This window comes from Ignavibacteriales bacterium, from assembly GCA_016709765.1.
In the GTDB taxonomy this organism is placed as follows: Bacteria; Bacteroidota; Ignavibacteria; order Ignavibacteriales; family Ignavibacteriaceae; genus IGN3.
Genome location: JADJMD010000008.1, coordinates 1 through 22,588, shown reverse-complemented (window position 1 = coordinate 22,588; position 22,588 = coordinate 1). Strand labels below are relative to the sequence as shown.

General features: G+C 32.3%; 19 protein-coding genes and 1 riboswitch. Of the genes, 11 read left to right on the top strand and 8 right to left on the bottom strand.

Annotation, left to right across the window (positions count from 1 at the left end; translation table 11 throughout):
* Nucleotides 1-18 precede the first annotated feature (18 nt).
* The 8 genes from IPJ23_01525 (at nucleotide 19) to IPJ23_01490 (ending at nucleotide 12,448) form a co-directional block, all read left to right on the top strand.
* Complete coding sequence (locus IPJ23_01525; protein ID MBK7629402.1) at nucleotides 19-1,509, top strand: Do family serine endopeptidase; 1,491 nt, start codon at nucleotides 19-21, stop codon at nucleotides 1,507-1,509.
* An 85-nt stretch (nucleotides 1,510-1,594) separates the two neighbouring features.
* The gene (gene aroC, locus IPJ23_01520; GenBank protein ID MBK7629401.1) at nucleotides 1,595-2,806 is read left to right on the top strand and encodes a chorismate synthase; all 1,212 of its coding nucleotides are present in this window, start codon (nucleotides 1,595-1,597) and stop codon (nucleotides 2,804-2,806) included.
* 2 nt (nucleotides 2,807-2,808) lie between these two features.
* Complete coding sequence (locus IPJ23_01515; GenBank protein MBK7629400.1) at nucleotides 2,809-3,450, top strand: MBL fold metallo-hydrolase; 642 nt, start codon at nucleotides 2,809-2,811, stop codon at nucleotides 3,448-3,450.
* Nucleotides 3,451-3,474: 24 nt separating this feature from the next.
* Nucleotides 3,475-5,019 (top strand): acyl-CoA carboxylase subunit beta, encoded by a 1,545-nt coding sequence (locus IPJ23_01510; protein MBK7629399.1) that lies wholly within the window; start codon nucleotides 3,475-3,477, stop codon nucleotides 5,017-5,019.
* 111 nt (nucleotides 5,020-5,130) lie between these two features.
* Nucleotides 5,131-7,764 (top strand): LysM peptidoglycan-binding domain-containing protein, encoded by a 2,634-nt coding sequence (locus IPJ23_01505; GenBank protein ID MBK7629398.1) that lies wholly within the window; start codon nucleotides 5,131-5,133, stop codon nucleotides 7,762-7,764.
* A 19-nt stretch (nucleotides 7,765-7,783) separates the two neighbouring features.
* Nucleotides 7,784-7,887: riboswitch (TPP riboswitch) on the top strand.
* A gap of 46 nt (nucleotides 7,888-7,933) precedes the next feature.
* On the top strand, nucleotides 7,934-10,402 hold the full coding sequence (locus IPJ23_01500) for a TonB-dependent receptor (GenBank protein ID MBK7629397.1): 2,469 nt from the start codon (nucleotides 7,934-7,936) through the stop codon (nucleotides 10,400-10,402).
* A gap of 11 nt (nucleotides 10,403-10,413) precedes the next feature.
* Nucleotides 10,414-11,067 carry a thiamine diphosphokinase gene (locus IPJ23_01495; GenBank protein MBK7629396.1) on the top strand — a complete coding sequence of 218 codons (654 nt, stop codon included), beginning with the start codon at nucleotides 10,414-10,416 and terminating at the stop codon, nucleotides 11,065-11,067.
* A complete protein-coding gene (locus tag IPJ23_01490) occupies nucleotides 11,054-12,448 on the top strand; it encodes a sodium:solute symporter family protein (protein MBK7629395.1) in 1,395 nt (464 codons plus the stop codon). Before IPJ23_01495 ends, IPJ23_01490 begins: the two co-directional genes overlap by 14 nt.
* On the opposite strand, the gene IPJ23_01485 is transcribed toward IPJ23_01490, so the two are convergent.
* From IPJ23_01485 to IPJ23_01455, 7 genes are all read right to left on the bottom strand, one after another.
* Entirely contained in the window at nucleotides 12,416-13,291 is an 876-nt protein-coding gene (locus tag IPJ23_01485) for a TerC/Alx family metal homeostasis membrane protein (protein MBK7629394.1), read from the bottom strand. The genes IPJ23_01490 and IPJ23_01485 overlap by 33 nt on opposite strands.
* Before the next feature lie 64 nt (nucleotides 13,292-13,355).
* Entirely contained in the window at nucleotides 13,356-13,901 is a 546-nt protein-coding gene (locus IPJ23_01480) for an arginine decarboxylase, pyruvoyl-dependent (protein ID MBK7629393.1), read from the bottom strand.
* 23 nt (nucleotides 13,902-13,924) lie between these two features.
* The gene (locus IPJ23_01475; protein ID MBK7629392.1) at nucleotides 13,925-15,145 is read right to left on the bottom strand and encodes a tyrosine--tRNA ligase; all 1,221 of its coding nucleotides are present in this window, start codon (nucleotides 15,143-15,145) and stop codon (nucleotides 13,925-13,927) included.
* A gap of 39 nt (nucleotides 15,146-15,184) precedes the next feature.
* Nucleotides 15,185-15,643 carry an SsrA-binding protein SmpB gene (gene smpB, locus IPJ23_01470; protein ID MBK7629391.1) on the bottom strand — a complete coding sequence of 153 codons (459 nt, stop codon included), beginning with the start codon at nucleotides 15,641-15,643 and terminating at the stop codon, nucleotides 15,185-15,187.
* A gap of 74 nt (nucleotides 15,644-15,717) precedes the next feature.
* Nucleotides 15,718-16,467 (bottom strand): MBL fold metallo-hydrolase, encoded by a 750-nt coding sequence (locus tag IPJ23_01465; protein ID MBK7629390.1) that lies wholly within the window; start codon nucleotides 16,465-16,467, stop codon nucleotides 15,718-15,720.
* Nucleotides 16,457-16,918: a hypothetical protein gene (locus tag IPJ23_01460; protein ID MBK7629389.1), complete on the bottom strand. Its 462-nt coding sequence runs from the start codon at nucleotides 16,916-16,918 to the stop codon at nucleotides 16,457-16,459. The genes IPJ23_01465 and IPJ23_01460 overlap by 11 nt, the downstream gene beginning before the upstream one ends.
* A 41-nt stretch (nucleotides 16,919-16,959) precedes the next feature.
* Nucleotides 16,960-17,628, bottom strand: coding sequence for a hypothetical protein (locus IPJ23_01455; protein MBK7629388.1), 669 nt, complete (start codon nucleotides 17,626-17,628; stop codon nucleotides 16,960-16,962).
* 234 nt (nucleotides 17,629-17,862) lie between these two features.
* On the opposite strand from IPJ23_01455, the gene IPJ23_01450 reads away from it, so the two are divergent.
* The 3 genes from IPJ23_01450 (at nucleotide 17,863) to IPJ23_01440 (ending at nucleotide 22,174) form a co-directional block, all read left to right on the top strand.
* Nucleotides 17,863-19,698: a cyclomaltodextrinase N-terminal domain-containing protein gene (locus tag IPJ23_01450; GenBank protein MBK7629387.1), complete on the top strand. Its 1,836-nt coding sequence runs from the start codon at nucleotides 17,863-17,865 to the stop codon at nucleotides 19,696-19,698.
* Between the two features lie 22 nt (nucleotides 19,699-19,720).
* The gene (locus IPJ23_01445) at nucleotides 19,721-21,226 is read left to right on the top strand and encodes an MFS transporter (protein MBK7629386.1); all 1,506 of its coding nucleotides are present in this window, start codon (nucleotides 19,721-19,723) and stop codon (nucleotides 21,224-21,226) included.
* 105 nt (nucleotides 21,227-21,331) lie between these two features.
* The gene (locus IPJ23_01440; GenBank protein ID MBK7629385.1) at nucleotides 21,332-22,174 is read left to right on the top strand and encodes an EamA family transporter; all 843 of its coding nucleotides are present in this window, start codon (nucleotides 21,332-21,334) and stop codon (nucleotides 22,172-22,174) included.
* A gap of 91 nt (nucleotides 22,175-22,265) precedes the next feature.
* Here the strand turns inward: IPJ23_01440 and IPJ23_01435 are convergent.
* On the bottom strand, nucleotides 22,266-22,588 hold a 323-nt coding region (locus IPJ23_01435; protein MBK7629384.1), incomplete at its 5' end, for a transposase.

The following is a 22,588-nucleotide window of genomic DNA, read 5'->3' as shown; positions in this document are numbered from 1 at the left end:
AAATATCGGAGTTGGAAAATGAAAATTAAAGGCATATTAGGAGCAGTTGCTCTAGTTGCAGTTGGAGTTCTATTTGGTGCTTTACTCGTTTCCGGATTTGGACTAGTTAGACCGGGTTGGGCGGACATTAACCTTGGAGCAACAAATCCACCTGTTAATTTGGATGCAGATGCTACCTCTTTTTCAAAAGCATTTATCGAAGTTGCGGATAAAGTTACTCCTGCAATTGTGCAAATAACTGTAGTTTCAGAAAGAGAAAATAATCCGCATAAAGATTTTTTCTTTTTCCCATTTGATGATAAACTTCCAAAAGAACAGCAAGGTTCCGGAAGTGGAATTATAATTTCTGATGATGGGTATATTTTAACAAATAATCACGTAGTAGAAAAAGCTACTAAAGTTTCTGTCGGATTATCTGATAGAAGAACATTTGATGCTAAAGTGGTTGGCACAGATCCTTTAACAGATTTAGCTGTTATAAAAATTGATGCAAACAATCTTACCAGTGCTTATCTTGGTGATTCAGATAATCTAAAAGTTGGGCAGTGGGTTATGGCAATCGGAAATCCGCTTTCTCTTTCTTCAACCGTTACTGCAGGAATTGTAAGTGCGATCGGAAGAGGGCAGCTTGGTTTGATTCGTGATAGTTACGGTGTTGAAAATTTTATTCAAACTGATGCCGTGATAAATCCAGGAAATAGCGGTGGAGCAATGGTTGATCTTTCAGGTGCCGTCGTTGGAATTAATTCTGCAATCGCTACACAAGGAACCGGAACATACATCGGGTATGGTTTTGCAATTCCAATCAATCTTGCTAAAACCGTAGCGAAAGAAATTATTGCTTACGGAAAAGTTAATCGCGGCTACATTGGTGTGAATATCGGTGAAGTAAATGATGCTCTAGCAAAATCTGTTGGATTAGATAAACCTCAGGGGATTATTATCCAAGGTATTGTTGAAGGTGGAGCAGCTTCTGAAACTGATTTGAAATCTGGTGATATTATTTTGACAATTGACGGCAGAGAAGTAAATAAGCCAAATGAATTACAAAGCTATGTCGCTTCAAAATCAGCTGGAACAACAATAGCTTTAAAAATATTTAGGGATGGTAAAGAGATAGATAGAAAAATAACTTTAAAAGCTCGTGATGAGGATGCTAAAACAAAACCTGTTACGATGAAAGATGAAGGCAATTCTAAGAGTGAATCGAAATCCAACACAATTAGTTTTGAAAGCATTGGACTGACTGTTAAAAATTTAAGCGAAAAAGAAAAAGAAAGCTTTAATACTAATTCTGGAATATTAATATCCAAGGTTGAAGACTTTGGTAAAGCTGCTGATCAACGTTTGGGTGCCGGATTGGTGATAGTTGAAGCGGACAAGAAAAAAGTAAATGATGTTAATAGTTTTGAAAAGATAATGGATGGTAAAAAAGGTAAGGCTGTTTTGTTAAAAGTTCAGGATAAAGATGGTAACTCTAGGTTTGTTGGGTTAGAGATACCGGAATAGTAAAGAATGATCCTATAATTTATTTAAACGTCCCGATAATTTCGGGACGTTTTTTTTTATATTTGCTAAAAGCTTAGGAAAGTAAATGATTAGATTTCTTACCGCGGGTGAATCACACGGTAAAGCACTCACAACTATTATTGATGGATTTCCATCCAACTTAAAAATTTCTGAAAGTTATATCAATCAACAATTAAGACGCAGACAATTTGGTTATGGTCGCGGATTGCGGATGAAGATTGAAACCGATAAAGCAGAAATTTTATCAGGTGTTAGATTTGGAAATACTCTCGGCTCACCAATTTCAATACTGATTAAAAACAGTGATTGGGAAAATTGGCAAACATTAATGTCAGTTGCTCCAGTAAATCAAAAAGTTCAAAAAGTAACAATTCCTCGTCCGGGTCATGCCGATTTAGTTGGTGTTTCAAAGTATAATTTTGATGATATAAGAAACTCAATTGAGCGTTCATCTGCAAGAGAAACAGCAGCACGAGTTGCCGCCGGTTCGATAGCAAGAAAGTTACTCGAGGAATTTGGAATTACAATTGGAAGTTTTGTTGAAAGTATCGGCGGAGTTTATCCAGAAAATAACTTTACCGAAAAACTTTTTAATAATTCGGTTCAAAAAAAAAATACTGCAAAATCAATGTCTGATAGAGCTGATGAAAGCTTAGTTAGGGTTTTAGAATTATCTCAGGAAGAAAAAATTATTCGAAAAATAAAGCTTGCCAAAAAAAATGGTGATACATTAGGTGGAACATTTATTACTGTGGCAACGGGCATACCTATTGGCCTTGGCAGTTTTATGAATTACGATACAAAACTTGATGCAGAAATTGCTCAATCAGTTATGTCTATCAATGCTGTTAAAGCGGTTGAAATTGGGGAAGGATTTTTGCTGGCTGAGAAGTTCGGCTCAAAATCTCACGATGAAATTATACTTAAAAAAGATGTTATCAGCAGAAGAACAAATCGTGCTGGCGGAATTGAAGGCGGTGTTTCTACAGGTTTACCGATAATTGTACGCGCAGCGATGAAACCAATTGCTACCTTGATGTCTCCTATAGAGAGTGTAGATTTATCTACTATGAAAAAAATTGATGCAAGACGCGAACGAAGTGACTTTGTTGCTGTTCCTGCTTGCGCAGTTATTGCAGAATCTATGTTAGCCTGGAGTATTGCAAAATTCTTTTTGCAAAAATTTGGAAGTGATTCGATGGAAGAATTGAAAGACAATTACACTACTTACAACAAGAAGTTATTTAAAAGAACTAAAAACAATTTTAAGAGTTAATATTGATTCAAATTCAAAAATTTACATTTAATTTATTTTCAGAAAACACATTTGTTCTTTGGGATGAAGAAACAAAAGAATGCGCAATCGTTGATCCAGGTTGCAGTGATAGGCATGAGGAAAATGAATTAGAAATATTTATAGTTGAAAATAGTTTATCTGTAAAATATTTAATCAATACACATTGTCACATCGATCATATTTTAGGCTGTGAGTTTGTAAAACAAAAATTTAATCCAATTTATTACGCACCCGAATTAGATATTCCATTGATTGAAAATGCAAAAATGCAGGCTGATATGGTCGGAATTGATTTTTCAATATCAATATTACCGGAAAAATATCTTAGTGAAATTGAAGAGTTAAAACTTGGAAAAAATTTGCTGAAATTTCTTTTCACACCAGGACATACACCAGGTGAATTCTGCATTTATATTTCAGATATAAAAACTTGTATAACCGGTGATGTTCTTTTTTATGATAGCATCGGCAGAACTGATTTGTGGGGCGGAAACTACGATACTCTAATAAAAAGCATCAACGAAAAACTTTTAGCTCTGCCAGATGAAACAATAATCTTTCCGGGACATGGTGAGCAAAGTACGATCGGAAGAGAAAAACAATTCAATCCATTTTTAAAATAGAATTAATTATTCAGCAGGAATTACATGAAAAATAAATTGGATGAACTATCACAAATAAAAGAAACAGCTAAATTGGGCGGCGGGGTAAAAAGAATTAAAAGTCAGCACGATAAGGGAAAACTTTCCGCTCGAGAACGAATAGAATTATTAGTTGATGAAAGCAGTTTTGATGAGGTTGGAATGTTTGTAAAACATCGTGCAACTGATTTTGGATTAGAAAAACAAAATTTTCCGGGTGATGGAGTTGTAACAGGGTTTGCAAAAATCAATGGACGACCGGTCGCATTGTTTTCTCAAGATTTTACTGTTTTTGGCGGTTCACTCTCTGAAACAAATGCAGAAAAAATTGTGAAGATTATGAAACTGGCAATGAAAGCCGGCATCCCAATAATTGGTTTAAATGATTCAGGTGGTGCAAGAATTCAAGAAGGTGTTAACAGTCTTGGTGGATACGCAGACATTTTTTTATTAAATACTTTAGCATCCGGAGTAGTGCCGCAAATATCTGTAATACTTGGCCCCTGTGCGGGTGGCGCAGTTTACTCACCGGCAATTACTGATTTTGTTTTTATGACTCGAAAAACAAGTTATATGTTTGTAACTGGACCTAATGTAGTAAAAACAGTTACACATGAGGATGTTTCGTTTGAAGATTTAGGCGGTGCAGATACGCATTCACAAAAAAGTGGCGTAGCTCATTTTGCATTTGATAATGAAATAGAAACCTTATTAAATGTAAAAAAACTAATGAGTTATCTCCCGTTAAATTTTAAAGAAAAACCAGAAACATTAGAATTTGATTATTCTCAACTTAAAGAAAACGAGAAACTTTGTTCTATCATTCCAGATAATCCAAACAAACCGTACGATATGAAAGAAGTTATTTTAAATCTTGTTGATGATGAAGATTTTTTTGAAGTTCATAAACTCTATGCTGAAAATATCATTTGTGGGTTTGCCAGACTAGGTGGAATAAGTGTCGGAATTGTCGCTAATCAACCACAGGTTTTGGCGGGAGTTTTAGACATAAATGCATCGGTAAAAAGTGCAAGGTTTGTTCGCTTCTGCGATGCATTTAACATCCCATTATTAGTTTTAGTTGATGTTCCTGGATTTTTACCCGGAACTGAGCAAGAATGGAATGGAATTATACGTCACGGTGCAAAATTATTATTTGCATTTAGCGAAGCAACAGTTCCAAAAGTTACTCTAATCACCAGAAAAGCTTATGGTGGTGCATACGATGTGATGAACTCAAAACATATTCGCGGTGATTTTAATTACGCCTGGCCATCAGCAGAAATTGCCGTTATGGGTCCAAAAGGAGCTGTAGAAATTATCTTTAAAAAAGAAATTGAATCTTCTAAAAATCCTGAGCTAGAGTTGGAACGCAAATTGAAAGAGTATATTGAAAAATTCGCAAATCCGTACATCGCAGCAGAAAGAGGTTTTTTGGATGATGTTATCGAACCAAAAACAACAAAAAGAGTATTGATTAATGCATTTGAATTATTGAAAGATAAGGTAGATTTGAACCCTCGAAAAAAACACAATAATATACCTTTGTAATATTTAACTGTATGTAAAATTTAGCGTTAACCCTATTGATCTAAAATATTACTTGATTAAGCCATAATGAACATTTATATTGCATAAGCCAAAAATTATTCTGGAGTACTAATGAAGAAATTTATTCTGATCCCAATATTTGTTTTTGTATCCATACTTATTTCATCCTGCGCAAGTTCGCCAGAAATAACAAATCAAAATCAAACCGAAGTAACAGAAAACACAAATAGAATTGGGATTGTATCTGAAATGCTTGAAGAAGCAAGACAGTGTTACGTTTTGGCGTTACGAAAACAAGAATTAAATAGTACAAAAGAAACTATAGAAAATTTTGAATCAGCTTTAAGAATAGTTAACAATCTTAGTTATTATCCCGGCATTGATGAAAATGCAGCTTACGTTGAGCTTGAAACATCAATAATTGATGATTACAAAAGTTTTGTAGATGGTTTAGATGAATTACCAGAGGGAATGTCATTCGCAGCTTATGAAGAATGGATGAAAGATTCAGTACCTGAGTTAGAGTTTACAACAACTATTGAGGATGAAACAAGTAGGGTTATTATTCCTGCAGATATTCCACTTGAAATTAACTCGCATGTTGAACAATGGATGACTTACTTTACCGGTAAGGGCAGTGGAGCAATGAGAAGATGGTTAGAACGCTCTGGCAAGTATTTTCCAATGATGACAAAAGTTTTTCAAGAAGTTGGTGTACCTCAGCAGCTGGTTTATTTAAGTATGATGGAAAGTGGGTTAAATCCGACTGCAAGATCCTGGGCTAGTGCAGTTGGTTTGTGGCAATTTATCAAGGGAACCGGTAAGCTTTATGGTTTAGAGACTAGTTTTTATTATGATGAACGAAGGGATCCTGTTAAATCTACTTATGCTGCAGCAAGACATTTAAAAGATCTTTACGCAAGTTTAGGTGATTGGTATTTAGCTTTAGCGGCTTACAATTGCGGCGAAGGCAGAGTTACTCGAGCTCTACGAAAAGCAAAAGATAATTCATTCTGGTCAGTTCGACCACATCTTCCAAAAGAAACTAGAAATTATGTTCCTATATACATAGCAGTAAGTATAATTGCCATGGAACCTGAAAAGTATGGCTTTACAAATATTAATTTTCACAAACCTTATGAGTATGATACTTACACAGTTGATGGATCAATCGATTTACAATTTCTGTCCACATGTGCAAATACTGATTTAAATACTTTGCAAGAGATGAATCCTGAATTAACTCAGCTCTCAACTCCTTCAAATTATTCTGGCGGCTATCCGTTAAAAATTCCTAAAGGTTCTTTAGAGATATTTGCTTCGAATGTTAAAAATATTCCGGAATCTGCAAAAAGAACTTTTTTAGTGCACACTGTTAAAAAGGGTGAAACCGTTACCAAAATCGCTAAACGTTATGGGATATCTAAGAATGATCTGGCTGATGCCAATAATATTTCTACAAAATCAAAATTATACTCTGGACTTCAATTAAAGATTCCTGTGCTCACAAATCTTATTGTTGATGACTTTTCTGATAATAATGATACGCAAATTGCGGAGGATCAAAATAGTCAAAACGGCAACGATGAATACGTTTCCCCTTATGCAAAACTAAGCAATGAAAATAATGTTGTATCAACTAGTTTTGATGAATCAAATGGTGAATTGTTTGAAGAAACAGTTGGAGAAGAAGTAGTTCTAAATGAGAATACAGAGGAGGAAACTAATACTTCTATTGTTCCAGAAGGAAGTGTTACTGTATCTTACAAAGTAAAAAATAATGATAGCCTTCTAGGAATTGCGGATCTTTTTAATACTAGAGTTAGCGATATAAGAAACTGGAATAATATTCCATACACAACGACAATTAAAGTTGGACAAACGCTTAGTATTTATGTCCCTGAAGAAATGCAAGATTATTATGCTTCATTGAACAAGAGTACAGAAATTGAAACCAATAGTAAAATTGTAAACACAAAAACTACTAAGACCAGTAAAAATACTGGAATGGTTTATCATAAAATCAGAAGAGGTGAAAATCTTGGGTTGATTGCTTCAAAGTATGGTGTAAGTGTAAATCAACTTAGGGATTGGAATAACATTTCAGGCAACAAAATAGTGTCTGGCAGAAGCTTGCGCATCTATCCAGATGGAACTTCAAATTACGTTGCTGTTACGGAAACTAAAAACACAGTTTCAAAAAATAATATTTACAAGTACAAAGTTAAAAAAGGTGATAATTTAAGTGAAATAGCTGAAAAATTTGGAGTTACAACTCAACAAGTAAGAAAATGGAATAACATCTCTGGAAATAAAATTGTTGCCGGTAAAACACTTAAAATTTATAACAGCACAAGTAGTTCATCCTACGGTGATAATACAACAAAGAATTCATCTAATGTAAATTATTACAAGATTAAACCAGGTGATTCTATTGGAAGCATTGCTGATAAGTATGGTGTTAAAATTTCGGACATCCAAAACTGGAATAACATTTCTGGTAATAAAATTTTATCTGGTAAAACTTTAAAAATTTATTCTGATGCTAATGTTAATGATATTTCTAATGTTACCACAAAAATAACTAAAAAATCGAAATCAAATCAGCAAAGTTATACTGTAAAAAGCGGGGAATCACTTTATTCCATCGCACAAAAGAATAAAACAACCGTTGCTAAATTAAAATCATTAAATAATTTAACATCCAATAATATCAAAGCCGGACAAGAAATAAGACTTAACTAACACTAATATATTTATACTAACGAGCCGTTAGGGGTGTTATCCCGCTGTCTGTGGGATATCTGAGATAATACCCTAAAACCTGATCTGGGTAATTCCAGCGTAGGAAAACGGGCTAAGAATGATTTTTCAATAGCCGTTTCTCCAACGGCTATTTTTTTGGAGTATCGCTATGAAAAAATTATTCATCTTATTTTTGTTTTTATCATTTCAAATCTTTCCTCAATTAAAAAGTATAACCGGAATTGTAAATGATTCCGAGTCAAAATCTTTATTACAATATGCAAATGTTGTTATAAGAGGTACAAACGTTGGTACTGCCACGGATGATAAAGGAAAATTTGCTGTCACGGGTGACTTTACAAATTATGATACTTTAGTTATTAGTTATGTTGGATATAAAAAATTTGAGAAAATCATTTCTGATATTGAAAATCAACCCCTGATTGTGGAACTTCAAAAAATTATTCTTCCTTCTCAAACGATACTTATTGAAGCAAGTGTTGGAAAACAGGGAGTGACCCCAATTGCTTTTGAAAAAATTAGAAAAGAAGAAATACAGAAAGATTACATTGTTCAAGATATTCCAAATTACTTATCTCAACTTCCATCCACAACATTTTATTCTGAAAATGGAAATGGAATTGGCTATAACTATTTAAGTATTCGTGGTTTTGATCAGCGAAGAATTTCCGTTTCAATAAATGGTATTCCACAGAATGATCCGGAAGATCACAATGTTTATTGGTTGGATTTTCCTGATTTACTAGCAAGCACGGAATTGATTCAAGTACAGCGCGGTACTGGTTCAGGAGTTGTTGGATATCCCGCAGTCGGCGGCTCTATAAATATTATTACATCACCGTTTTCCGAGAAATCACAAATAAACCTGGCAGCTTCATATGGAAGTTATAATACTAAAAAATTTAATGCTTCTTTTTCCAGCGGATTGATAAACAATAAGTATTCCATTTACGCCAGGCTTTCTCAAATCCAGAGCTCGGGTTATAGAAAATTTTCTTGGTCAAAATTAAATTCTTATCATCTCTCTGCTGTTAGATATGATGATAGACTTACAACTCAATTTAATCTTTATGGTGGACCGATTTCTGATGGACTTGCTTACACCGGAATTGCTAAGTTTGCTGTTAAAGACAAAAAGCTGCGTAAAGAAAACTATTCTTATTGGGAATCCGGTGAAAATAGTTACACTTATACTTTAGATAGAAAACCCACTGAGATAGAAAACTTCTCACAACCTCATTTTGAATTATTGAATGAATATCAGCTAAATAATAGAATAAAATTAAATTCAGCTTTCTTTCTAGTACTTGGTTCTGGCTTTTTTGATTATGACGGCTCTTGGTCAGTATTTTATAATGATTATTTCAGATTAAAATTAAATGGTTACGACACTTTAATGATTCCAACAAATGCTTTAATTCGTGCAGAAGTTAACAACAAACAGTTTGGCTGGATTCCTAAACTAAGTTTTGAACACACGAATGGTAATCTTGTTGTTGGTGGCGAATTTAGAATTCATCGGTCAGAGCATTTTGGGAATATTAATTTTGCAGAAAATCTACCATCGGGCGTCACAAAAGATTATCAATATTATTTTTACAATGGGGCGAAAGATATTTTTAGTGGATTTGTGCACGAATCTTTTAATCTCACCCGCGAAATAAATTTACTCGGTGAACTTCAGTTAGCTTATCACAAATACAGATTGTACAATGAAAAGTATTTAGGAAATGATTTTTCTGTAGATGATTTATTTATAAATCCACGCATTGGAGTTAATTATAAATTTAATGATCAACAAAATGTATTTTTATCATTTGCAAGAGTAACACGTGAACCTCGCTTAAAAAATTACTATGACGCTGCAGAAGCAAGTGCCGGGGAAAAACCACAGTTTGAATTTAATTCAAATGGAACTTATAATTATGATTCTCCATTAGTAAAACCAGAAACTATGAATGATCTGGAGATTGGGACATCATTTAATAACGATTTCTTATCCTTAAATCTTAATTTATATTATATGCTTTTTGAAAATGAAATAGTTAAAAATGGCAAAGTTGATCGATTTGGGCAGCCAATAACCGGCAATGTTGATCAAACAACTCACATTGGGTTTGAAATTAGTTCTGTTGTGAAACTATTAAGCGGCCTTGAGATATTCGGAAATGCAAGCTACAGCAGCAATAAAATAACAAACGGTAAATATTTTATTAGTAATTCTGAATCAATTGATATTTCAGATAATACAATAAGTGGTTTTCCGGAGTTTCTTTTTAATTTTGGTTTCAAGTTTAACCGTAATAATATATTTGTAAAATTAAATTCAAAATATGTTGGAAAGTTTTATTCTGACAATTTTGATAATGAGTTAAGCAAGTATTTAAATCAATTACCAGGATTTATTGATTATAGCGATAACGTGAACGAAGCATATTTTACAATGGATTTATACACGAGTTTTGAAATGAATCTTTTTAGTAGCTTAACAAATTCAAAAATCTATATTCAAGTAAACAATATTTTTGATAACTTATATTCTGCTTATGCGATTGGTAAAGAATTTTTCCCTGCAGCTGAGAGAAATTTTATCGCAGGGATTCAAATCGGATTTTGAGATAAACTAAAATGAAAAAATGTATCATCATAGCAAATGGAAAATCTCCAAATAAATCGATTGTAAATTATTTTATCAATAAAGGTTATTCTACAATAATCTGTGCAGATGGTGGTGCAAATTCTGCAAAGAAAATTGGAATAACACCAGATTTTATTATTGGTGATTTAGATTCCGTCTCAAATAGCACGTTGAAATATTTTAATAAACAATCAAAAATTATTAAATACAAAAGACAAAATGATACTGATGTTGAAAAAGGTTTAAAGTTTGCAATTACAAAGAAATTTGATGAAGTAGTTTTATTAGGTGTAACGGGGGATAGGCTAGACCATACAATTTGTAATCTTGGAATTGTAATTAAGTATTTCCATCAAATAAAAATAAATTTAGTATCAGAAAAATCCTTTTTAATTCCGGCTATTAAATCAATAAATCTTAAAAGCAAAATTGGAGAGACTATTTCACTTTATGCTTTTAACAAAGAAACTAAAATTACCTCAACTGGATTGAAATATAAATTGAATCTCACAGCACTTCCGTTTGGAATAAAAGAAAGCACTTCAAATGTTTCTATACAAAATCTCGTTAAATTAAAAGTTACAGGCGGAATTGTTTTTATAATTCGTGATTTTAACTTTATGAAAAAGCATGATCTCTTTTAGTCCTATTGATATATTAATCATATTTATATTTTTTACTTTACTGCTCACAATTGGATTTATCTCATCAAAAAAAACTAAATCAAACGCTGAAGATTATTTACTCTCGGGTAGAAAAGTTGGGTTATTCCTTTTTGTTTTAATTAGCGTTTCAACCTGGTATGGTGGAATTATAGGAGTTGGGGAGTTTACTTATCGTTATGGATTAGTTAGTTGGTTCACTCAAGGTTTTCCCTATTACTTTTTTGCTTTTTTGTTTGCGATATTCTTCGCAAAAAAAATTCGTGAAGCATCATTATTTACAATTCCTGAAAAGTTAACAGAAGTTTACGGAGAAAAAGTTGGTTTGATTTCCGCTATTGTAGTTTTCATACTCGTTTCTCCCGCTCCTTATCTTTTAATGGCTGCCAACTTAATCTCGTTAGTATTTGACACAAATATATTTATCTCACTTCTAATAGCAATGAGTCTTTCTGGTTCGTATTTAATTAAAGGTGGATTTCGGTCGAACATTTATGCAGATGCATTTCAGTTTTTTGTAATGTTTATCGGCTTTATTATGATCTTTGTTGTATGCTTGTTTTCATTTGGAGGAATTGCGTATTTACAACAAAATCTTCCTCCGGCGCATCTTAAAATAACTGGCGATGCTTCACCAATTTTTTTAATAGTTTGGTTTTTAATTGCACTTTGGACGTTTGCTGATCCGGGATTCCATCAAAGATCTTATGCAGCTAAGACGGGAAATGTTGCGCGCAATGGAATTTTAATTTCTATACTATTTTTCGCTTTATTTGATTTTCTTACAACATCAACAGGATTATTTGCTCGTGCATTAATTCCAAATCTTGATCAGCCAGTTAATGCCTTTCCGTTGTTGGCAGAAAAAGTACTCTCACCTGGATTAAAAGGAATATTTTATGCAGCAATGTTCGCAACGATTATTTCAACTCTAAATAGTTTCTTGTTCTTAAGTGCTACAACGATTGGAAGAGATTTTATTTTTAAAATCAATAAAAATTCTAAAGAAGAAAAGGTTAAAACTTATACCATAATTGGGATCCTAGTTTCCGGTATTATCTCAATAATTATCGCATATACAATTCCATCTGTGGTGGAAATTTGGTACACAATTGGTTCATTGTTTATACCAGGAATAATATTACCAGTAATCAGCGCATATTATCCAAAATTTAGAATCGCATCAAAATTAATTATTGTAGAAATAGTCATTGCAATCGGTATTAGTTCTGTTTGGTTGGGTTTTAGAAATTCAACGACCGGCAGCATCAGTGAACTTGAACCAATGATTATAGGATTATTTGTTGCCTTGTTGATTCATTCGATTGGATTACTTAGAAAATCGTTTACGTTTAATAAGTGAAAAGAATATTGAACCACCTAAAAATATTAGAATAATTATTAATGAAAATTCAGTTGGAATTTTATAAAATTCTGAAATAAGCATTTTGATTCCCACATAAAATAATATTATGGCAACACCATATTTTAGATAAACAAACAAATCAACTAATCCTGCTAAAGCAAAATACAACGCACGTAAACCAAGTATCGCAAAAATATTTGATGATATAATTATGAAAGTATCATTTGTGATTGCGATGATTGCAGGAATAGAATCAACGGCAAAAACGATATCTGATGATTCAATTAAAAGGAAGGTAAGAAATGTAGTAGTGATAAAAGTTTTATTATCAATATTAATAAAAAACTTTTTACCAACGTAATCAGTATTTAGCTTAAAATAATTTCTGGAAATTTTTATTAACCAATTTTTGTCCACATCGATTTTTTGTTCGCCGCCAAACGCCATTTTATAAGCAGCCAGCAACAAAATTATGGCAAACACATAAATGATAGGATGAAATAAATTTATTAATGCAACACCAGCAAAAATAAAAATGATTCGAAAAACAATAGCGCTTAAAATACCCCATTTTAGAATGTGAGGTTGATTTTCTGGCTTAATATCCATCACACTAAAAATCATTAAAAAGACAAATAGATTATCAACCGATAATGATTTTTCGACTATGTAACCGGTTAAAAACTCAAGTGCTTTTTGATGACCATTTTCTAGATAGAAATAGAGGAAGAGATTAAACAGAAGAGCAGTGGCTATCCACACACCGCTCCAAATAAGGCTTGCTTTTAAAGTGATTTTTCCGTGTCGGTGATCAGTAACATATAAATCAATAAATAACATTACCGCAATAACTGCGGAAAATATAAACAGAAAAGTATGTTCAGTTAACAAATAATCTTTCTAATTATGGAAGAAAAACACCGCAAGCAATTACGGTAGTCCATAATCCATTTTTATCACCTTCTGCTGACTGAGTAACGTTAAAAGATCGAACAATTTTACCGGACATTTTATAGATATCTTCTCTTTCGCTCCAATCTTTTTCAGGATCAAATTCAACACCTAGTGTAGATGCGAGCATAGTAGCAGCTAAATCTTCGGCATATTCACCACAAATTTTTTCAGGTTGACCATAGGGATGATGCTCGGATAAATAACCATAGGCACTTGTATCAGCCGGTATTGCAACACCGATAGACGCAGCAATTAATCTATTAGGCTCATTGGTAGAATTTCGAGCCATAACACAATGTGTGATTTGACCGGGCGTAATTAACTTTACTCCTTCATCAATTGAAACACGTTTACATCCTATTGGAAAGATACTGCTTACTGTAACAAGGTTGCAGATTTCGATTCGAGCATTTCTTAATGCAAGTTCAAAAGAGCTTAAATACTCTTTGTGCCTTCCAACACCTTTTGTAAAAAATAATTTTGTTGGTAGATACAATGTCTGACCCTTTCTAATCTAAGTTAAATGAGTTTAATGAATTTACGTTTGCCAACTTTAAGAATCATTCCTGTTGTTACAGAAATACTACTTTGAACATCACTTATTTTATTTCCATCAATTGACACTCCACCTTGTAAAACCAAGCGTCGTGCTTCACCTTTTGATGGAGCGAAATTTACTAAAATTATTAAATCTAATATATTCATTTCTTTGGTTTCACCAATATTATATTCTTCAATCTCATCCGGCAAACCTTTGTTGATAAATATGTTGTCAAATTCCTGCTGAGCAATTTCTGCAGCTTCTTGATTATGATACATTGTAACCAATATACGTGCAAGTTCACGTTTTATATCTCTGGGATTTGCAGCTCCATTCGCTAATTGTGATTTTATTTCTGCAAGCTTTTGGTTGGATACATTCGTCGCGAGTTCAAAGTATTGATAAATCAGATTATCGGGTATCGAAAGTGTTCTTCCAAATATCTGTGATGGTTCATCTGAAATTCCGATATAATTATCATAAGATTTGCTCATCTTTTCAACGCCATCTGTTCCAACTAATAAAGGCATAGTTAAAATAACTTGTGGTTCAATTCCATACTCACGTTGAATATCTCTTCCAACAAGTAAATTAAATTTCTGATCAGTTCCACCAAGCTCAACATCACTTTCAATCGCAACTGAATCCATTGCTTGAGCAAGAGGATAAAGAAATTCATGCACACTTATCGGTTCACCAGCTTTAAATCTTTTTGTAAAATCATCTCTTTCAATCATACGAGCTACGGTATATTTTGATGCAAGTTTGATTACATCTTCAAAATTCATTTTACCTAGCCATTCAGAATTATAAACGATTTTAGTTTTTTCTTTATGCAGAATCTTTGAAGCTTGTTCAAAATAACTGTTTCCATTAATTCGTGTTGCTTCAAGTGTTAGGGCAGGGCGTGTTGCATTTCTTCCGGATGGATCCCCAATCATCCCTGTAAAATCACCAATAATTAGTATTGCTTGATGACCGAGTTCCTGAAACTGCGCAAGCTTGCGAATTACAACAGAATGTCCGATATGTAAATCAGGTCTGCTGGGATCGCAGCCAAGTTTAATGTTTAAAGGTTTAGATGTCTTAATTGATTTTTCAATCTTCTTAACTAATTCATCTTCAGGAATTATCTCAACGACACCGCGTTTAATAATATCTATTTGTTCATTTAAGGATGGAAAATTTATTTTACTCATTTAGTAAATTAGTCTTTCAATTTTAAATCTTTGAATTTTTCAATATTTTATTTTTCGTTCCTGATCTCTTTGAAAATCTCGTTTAGCAATGTCAGCACGTTTATCGTAAACTTTCTTTCCCTTTGCGAGTGCTATCTCAACTTTTACTCTACCGTTCTTAAAATACAATCTTAAAGGAACTAATGTTAAACCTTTTTCTTTTGTTTTACCGATTAGTTTTTTTATTTCTGATCGGTTCATCAATAATTTTCTATCTCTCGTTGGCACATGATTGTTAATATTACCTTGTTTGTACTCACTTATATGGAGACTTAACAACCAAATCTCATTATTTTGAATTAGAGCATAACTATCAACAAGATTAGCTTTACCTTCTCGTAATGCTTTTACTTCAGTTCCAACTAAAACAATTCCTGTTTCAAATGTTTGTATAATGGTAAATTCGTGTCTTGCTTTACGATTAACCGCAATATTTTTTTCGTCTGTTTGCTGTTTCATTTTGTTCAAATTGGAAAACAAAAATCAACTTAAATGAGATAAAATGCAAGAAATTGGAAAGTCTTGTTTGGAGTTTATTTTAAGTCAGATATTGCAAAATTAAAATCAGCAGTAAAACCTGAATGTGCTGAGAAGATGTATTTAATACTATCCAACAAAGCAACCTTTTTTAGGGATTCTTCCATTTTATTCAAATCCATTACAAATTGTTTTTTAAAGGGTGCTTTTAATTTCCCATTTTTAATACGGAATGCATCACCGGAGAATAAGTATTTGTTATCAATAATGTATCCCATCGCACCATCAGTATGACCAGGAAGAGAAATACAATTTATCTTTTTACCAAATAAATTTAATTCTTCTCCATCCATTACTAATGAATATTTTTTTACATCTAGTCCATTAGAATAAAAAGGTAAAAAAGTAAATCTCTGCTTTTTGTGATCAAGCATTTTTTTCTCTTCGAATGGGAAAAAGATTCTGGCATTTTTAAAGAGATTTATCCCATTTACGTGATCTGCATCTGAATGTGTAAGTAAAATATATTTTACATCAACTTTTGAAATATTATTATACTCTAATCCTTTTCCTATGTAGGAATTAAAAAATCCGGTATCTATTGCGATATAACCTGAATCAGTTTTAACCAGATACATGCTAACGAATAAATCATTAATTACAACAACATCTTTTGTATAGTGTTCGGTTATTTGTTCATCAAAGTTTAAGATTAAATAAAAGTAGGTATAAAATGAGATAGCGGAAACCGCAATTAAAATTAAAATAACTATGGAGATTGCTTTAAGTGTTTTACTAATCTTCATTCTTATTTGACACAAAATAATTTCTGTTTTTAAAAAGAAAATATTTGAAAATAAAGTAATAAGTAAGAAATGGGAGAAGTAAGCCAACTAAAATCAGTTTAATAAATGCTATTCCAAATACAAATAAAACAATGACTATTTGAAAAACAAAATTTATATAAAAACTTAATATGAATGCTTTTAATCTTAATTCGTTAATAGTGTGCTTTTCATATTTTTCTTTTGATAATATTATAAATGATAATCCAAGTATTAATAAAAACCCACCAATTTCCTCAGTAAAATGGTTATCAATAATAGAAAAATATTTTGTTTCGAGGTAAGTTGAATAAATTGCAAAAGTTTTAATATTAAATAAATCTAGTTTTATATCGTAGTAAAATCGAATGGTTAGTAAGAATAACCCCGGCAGAATAAACAAATATCCTGCCGGTTTAAATGTATAGGGCAATAGTGGTAGTTTAAATTTGTTCACAGAACAATATCATATCATTAGTTTACTGAATAAAGATATATATAAGCTGATGTTCCATCTTCCATGTAGAGTTGAACATAAACTAAACCAAACTTATGATTTACTCTGAAAACAAATTTTGATATCCCTGGAATTCTTGAATCTTGTTCAACTTTTATTGTTTTTATATTGTAAAACCCATATGGAAAGTCATCCTGATCAGTTCTTTCCGTTACTTGTCTTGTAATTGTTTTTCCGTTAGATGTTTTAAGTTGATATTGATCTCCTACTTTACCATCATATTTTACTAATGTTTGAAGTTTCCCATCAACATTCATATTATCCTGCATACCTTCTGTGGTAACTTTAAATTGTAAATTACAATTGATTTTACCATTTGTATCTTTCATACTTGCAGGAATAAAATTATTGAATGCACTTAGTCCAGGAACATTACTTAAATCAGCTTGCACATGTAATGTGGCAATACCATTATCATTTTTGGTTACGGAAACAACTCCGCCTATATCATAGGAATTATTTCCAATATTTAAATTGCCCATATTTACAGTATTTCCAACCTGACTAAATGAAACATTAGGATCACCACCAAGTGAATTTGGATCGTCATTTGAGTCTGTAGTGTCACAGGAAATTAGGAATATGGATATAAGTAAAGTTGAAAGAAAAGCGTAAAAGTTTTTCATCTCGTTCTCCCTTGAAAATGTAAATGATGTATTTAGGAATGCCGCCTTTTTAGTGTGTCAGAATAAATAATTGCTATAACCACTTAAAATTTAACTTATTATTAAAAATTAATCAACAATTTTTTAAAAATTCTAGAGAATGGTTTTTATTTGTTTGCTATTTAGTAAAGAAGAATAATCAGATAATTAGTTTTTATTTTCTATTTTTGCAGCAATAATTCTATCTGGAGTTTAATGAAGTTTTCAACATTTTTTATCACCCTTATCTTTCTATGCAAGGTTTCTGCTCAGGATTTTTCCATCGAAAGAATTGAACCACCTAACTGGTGGGTTGGGATGAAGTATGATACAGTTCAGATTATGATTTATGGGAAGAATTTAAGAGATGTTGAAGTTTACCCACAGCACGGACCAATTGAAGTTATCAATGTTCACTCAGCTGAAAGTCCAAATTATTTTTTTATCGATTTATTTATCTCACCTCAAATTAAAACCAATTACAATTTTGAAATTGGATTTGCAAAAGGGAATCAGGAAACTGTAATCAATTTTCCAATTTTTTCTAGAGAAAATCCTAAAGATAAATTCAAAGGTTTTAATCAATCTGATGTAATGTATTTGATTATGGCAGACAGATTTTGTGATGGAAATTCTGCAAACAATAATATTGGAGATAGTCTAGATAAATTCACCTCAAAAGATTTAGACGGTAGAAAAGGTGGTGATATTGAAGGGATCATTTCAAAGTTAGATTATTTAAAAGACCTTGGTGTAACTTCTGTTTGGATAACTCCAATGTTAGTAAATAATATGTGGATGAGTTATCACGGTTATGCCGCAACGGATTTGTACAAAATTGATCCTCGTTTTGGAAGCAATGAACTTTACAAAAATCTTGTTGAAGAAGCACATTCCAAAGGTTTGAAAATAATTATGGATCATGTTTCAAATCATATCGGAATAAATCATTGGTGGATGAAAGATTTACCATTTAAAGATTGGATCAACGGAACGGTTAAAAATCATTTACATGCAAATCATAACAAAATGACTTTTCCTGATCCGCACAGTCCGGGTGAATCTGTTGATCTGACATGGAATGGCTGGTTTGAAGATTATATGCCTGATTTAAAACAAGCTAATCCTTTCTTAAAAAAATATCTTATTCAAAATACAATTTGGTGGATTGAATACTTAGGTTTGGATGGAATTCGCGAAGATACTTATCCATACTGTAATCAATATGCGATGTCAGACTGGGCAAAAACAATTTTAACTGAATATCCATCGCTTAATATTGTTGGTGAAATCTGGACTGGCGAACCACCTTATCTTGCTGCTTATCAGCAAAAAAATAAATTTGGTGAACATCTCAATTCAAATCTTCCGTGTGTTACAGATTTTGCGTTATCAGATGCATTCCGTGATTATTTAAGCGGCAAAAAAGGATTGGAAGGAATATTTAATATTCTTGCTCAGGATTTTATTTATTACGATTCAAATAATCTTTTAACTTTCTTTGATAATCACGATATAACCCGTGGATTATTTGTTGCAAATAAAGATGTTGAAAAATATAAGATTGCTCTTACAATTCTTTTAACAACGCGAGGCATTCCAAAAATTCTTTATGGCTCAGAAATAGGAATGGTTGGAGATAAGAGCCACGGTACAATTCGCTCACCATTCCCTGGCGGGTTTGTAAATGATTCACTAAATGCTTTTTATAGTTGTGATCGAACTGAATATCAAAATGACATTTTTAATTTTACGCAAAATTTATTAGAGCTTAGAAAAAATCATAAATCCTTATCCCAAGGAAAGCTTACTCATTTTTATCCTTTCAACAATGTATATGTTTATTTTAAAGAAACTAATGATGAATCGACAATGGTTGTTGTTAATGGAAGTGATGATGATTCTGAAATTGATTTAAATAATTATAAAGAAACTTTGGGGTCAACAAAAAGTATCAAAAATCTAAAATCAAATGATGAGTTTGATATTACTAGCAAAAAGAAATTAAATATTAAAAAGAAATCAGCAGAAATATTTTTGCAGATAAAGTAGAAAACTAACCAAGGCAAATTTTATGTTAGAAATCCAAAAAAAACTTACCAAAACTTTTTACGCAATGCTGGCACTACCTGCAACAGCAGTTGGATTTGCACTATCAACCCAAATTGCTGCGCTAAGCTGGATACTTAGTAAAAAATATGGTCTAAACATTCACGAGGTTGCATTTGTCTGGCTAGCAGGTCCACTTGCAGGAATCTTTGGACAAGTTATTGTTGGAATGATAAGTGACAACGTTTGGTTCCTAAAAGGAAGACGCCGACCATTCATTATGATTGGTGGAATTGTAGGTGCACTAATGTTTTTAGCTTTGCCGCAAATCGGAGTTATATCTAAGGTAACCGGAATTACAAGTATTATTTTGATCGCATCTGTCATTGCACTGATGTTAGATTTGTCAATTAATGTAACATTCAATCCTGCCCGATCAATCATAGCAGATTTAACTCCGGAAGGGAAGCAGCGAACTTCTGGTTACGTTTGGATGCAGGTTATTTCCGGAACATTTGGTGTGTTAGCATATTTTTTATCTATGGTTTATGGAAACGAAACCTTGTTATTTATTGCAGCAATTTTCGTTTTAGTTTGTTCTGTATTCCCGATCCTGCTGATTGAAGAACCAAAAGAATTAGCTGGTCAGGATGAAGCAAATCAAGAAAAGCACACGGTTCTTGATATCTTCAAATCAATTTTCCCTTTGTATGGATTTTTAGTTTTTGGTGTTTTCAGTTTGATATTTCATTTCTATCAAAATGAATTACGTTTTATGCACAATCCATTGTTGATATTAAGTTTAGTTTACACTTTCATTATTGGCTTTTGGATAATTGTACAAGGGAGAAAAGCCGAATCTGATAAAAATGAATTTCAAAAAATTATGCTTGCTCATACTTTTACATGGATTGCTTTCCAAAGTATGTTTGTTATGTCAGGTTTTTTTATTGATAAACAAATCATACCAAACCTTGATATTACAAATGTGTTTGCTAATAAATTTGCCGAGTTTTTAACCGGTGTCATGCAAACCAAAGATACAACGACAGGCAATATTGTTTCACTCGGATTTTTAATTCTTAATGCTGTCGGTGCTGTATTCCCAATGGTACTATCCCTCATCGCAAAACATATTGGAAGAGTTAGGACTTATACTGTGGCATTAGCCTTTAGCGCTATTGGATATTTTTATATTGCTTTCTTCGGCAGATACGAAGGCAACTTTTACCTTGGAATGTTTTTGACAGGCATAGGATGGTCTGCTGTTATTTCAATAGTCTTCTCAATCGTAACTGAAAGAGTTAATCAAAATAAAATGGGATTGTTTATGGGAATATTCAATCTTGCTGTTGTACTTCCTCAAATGATGAGTCAGGGAGTTGCAAATATTATTTCCGAAACTCAAAACTTTCAATTACTTTATATCCTTTGCGGTGTGTTCATTACATTTTCAGTTTTCTTTTGGTTCTTTGTTAAAGAACCCAGATCAACAGCGGATGAAATTATTCAACCAAAGGGTGGTCATTAAAATATTACTGATAACATATCTTCATAATTAATACGGACCCAGTTTTGTTAATAGACTGGGTTTGTTTTTCAGTATCAAATAAAAAATTATTCGGATAACATTTAAATGCTTTATTTAATTCTTACAATATTTTGTTCCAGTAGTTTAGCCTTAATCCTAAAACATGGAAGTGTAAAAAAAACTAATATTCTTTTACTGATAAATGGAAATTATCTAACTGCTTCGGTTTTCGCTTTAATTTTTATTTTCTTTAAAGGTGGATTTCATTTTTCACTTTATGCTACTTTATTTGCAGTTGGATTAGGAGTTTTATTCGCCGAGACATTCGTTATCTATTCAAAAGCTATCAGCCTGGCAGGAACAGCATTAGCAACAGTCAGTGCAAGATTATCGGTTTTAATTCCTGTGCTATTCTCAATTATATTTTTTGGTGAAAGTCCAAACATCAAAATGATTTTTGGATTTGCACTTGCGATAGTTACACTTTATCTATTTTATTTGTCATTAAAAAGTCACGGAACGCAGGAAGGAAGAAAAGGTAAATATATTTATTTGTTTTCTCTTTTAGTCGGAATCGGATTTGTTGATTTTTCGATGAAAGTATTTGGACAAAACTTTTCAATTGATGAAAAGGGAACTTTTGTTTTCTTGATATTCTTTTTTGCGTTCTTATATACTTTGGTAAGAATACAAATCAATAAAATTAAGTTTGATAAAGACACCTATAAGATTGGTTTGATTTTAGGATTCCCAAATGTTTTGGCAATACATTTTTTATTAGCAGCACTTAGCGAATTACCTGCCATAATTGTTTTCCCGATTCAGAATATTGGTGTGATTGTTTTAACCGCAGTTGCAGCTTATTTAATCTGGAAAGAAGAAATAAATCTTTACGGCAAAATTGCTATTGCAGTTGGTATTGCCGCTATACTTTTATTGAAGTTGTAAAAAATATCTGTGGCTAAAGTTTTAAATGTGCAAACTTTTTATTGACCTGCCCCTATTAATGGTACCAATGCATAAGTTAGTAAATCCATCATCAAGCACTGGCATATTGATGAGGGATCATTACCTCCGGTACCGGAGGTCGAAAATTTAACGAACTATGCGGTCTGATTTTATTGTAATGTTCTCTCCATTGTTCTGTAATTACTCTTGCCTCTAAAATATTATCAAATATTTCTCCGTTCAATAGCTCATCCCTTAGTTTTCCATTAAATGATTCTATGTATCCGTTCCCCCAAGGACTTCCTGGTTCAATAAATAATGTTTTTACTCCTAATCGTTCTAACCAACCTCTTACTGACTTTGCACTGAACTCTGATCCGTTATCCGAGCGTATATGATCCGGGACTCCTTTTG

Coding starts and splice junctions, on each gene's coding strand:
- IPJ23_01490 (MBK7629395.1), top strand. CDS start 11,054: ATGATCTCTTTTAGTCCTATTGATATATTAATCATATTTATATTTTTT.
- IPJ23_01495 (MBK7629396.1), top strand. CDS start 10,414: ATGAAAAAATGTATCATCATAGCAAATGGAAAATCTCCAAATAAATCG.
- aroC (MBK7629401.1), top strand. CDS start 1,595: ATGATTAGATTTCTTACCGCGGGTGAATCACACGGTAAAGCACTCACA.
- smpB (MBK7629391.1), bottom strand. CDS start 15,643: ATGAAACAGCAAACAGACGAAAAAAATATTGCGGTTAATCGTAAAGCA.
- IPJ23_01445 (MBK7629386.1), top strand. CDS start 19,721: ATGTTAGAAATCCAAAAAAAACTTACCAAAACTTTTTACGCAATGCTG.
- IPJ23_01450 (MBK7629387.1), top strand. CDS start 17,863: ATGAAGTTTTCAACATTTTTTATCACCCTTATCTTTCTATGCAAGGTT.
- IPJ23_01510 (MBK7629399.1), top strand. CDS start 3,475: ATGAAAAATAAATTGGATGAACTATCACAAATAAAAGAAACAGCTAAA.
- IPJ23_01505 (MBK7629398.1), top strand. CDS start 5,131: ATGAAGAAATTTATTCTGATCCCAATATTTGTTTTTGTATCCATACTT.
- IPJ23_01465 (MBK7629390.1), bottom strand. CDS start 16,467: ATGAAGATTAGTAAAACACTTAAAGCAATCTCCATAGTTATTTTAATT.
- IPJ23_01500 (MBK7629397.1), top strand. CDS start 7,934: ATGAAAAAATTATTCATCTTATTTTTGTTTTTATCATTTCAAATCTTT.
- IPJ23_01475 (MBK7629392.1), bottom strand. CDS start 15,145: ATGAGTAAAATAAATTTTCCATCCTTAAATGAACAAATAGATATTATT.
- IPJ23_01455 (MBK7629388.1), bottom strand. CDS start 17,628: ATGAAAAACTTTTACGCTTTTCTTTCAACTTTACTTATATCCATATTC.
- IPJ23_01440 (MBK7629385.1), top strand. CDS start 21,332: ATGCTTTATTTAATTCTTACAATATTTTGTTCCAGTAGTTTAGCCTTA.
- IPJ23_01485 (MBK7629394.1), bottom strand. CDS start 13,291: ATGTTATTTATTGATTTATATGTTACTGATCACCGACACGGAAAAATC.
- IPJ23_01525 (MBK7629402.1), top strand. CDS start 19: ATGAAAATTAAAGGCATATTAGGAGCAGTTGCTCTAGTTGCAGTTGGA.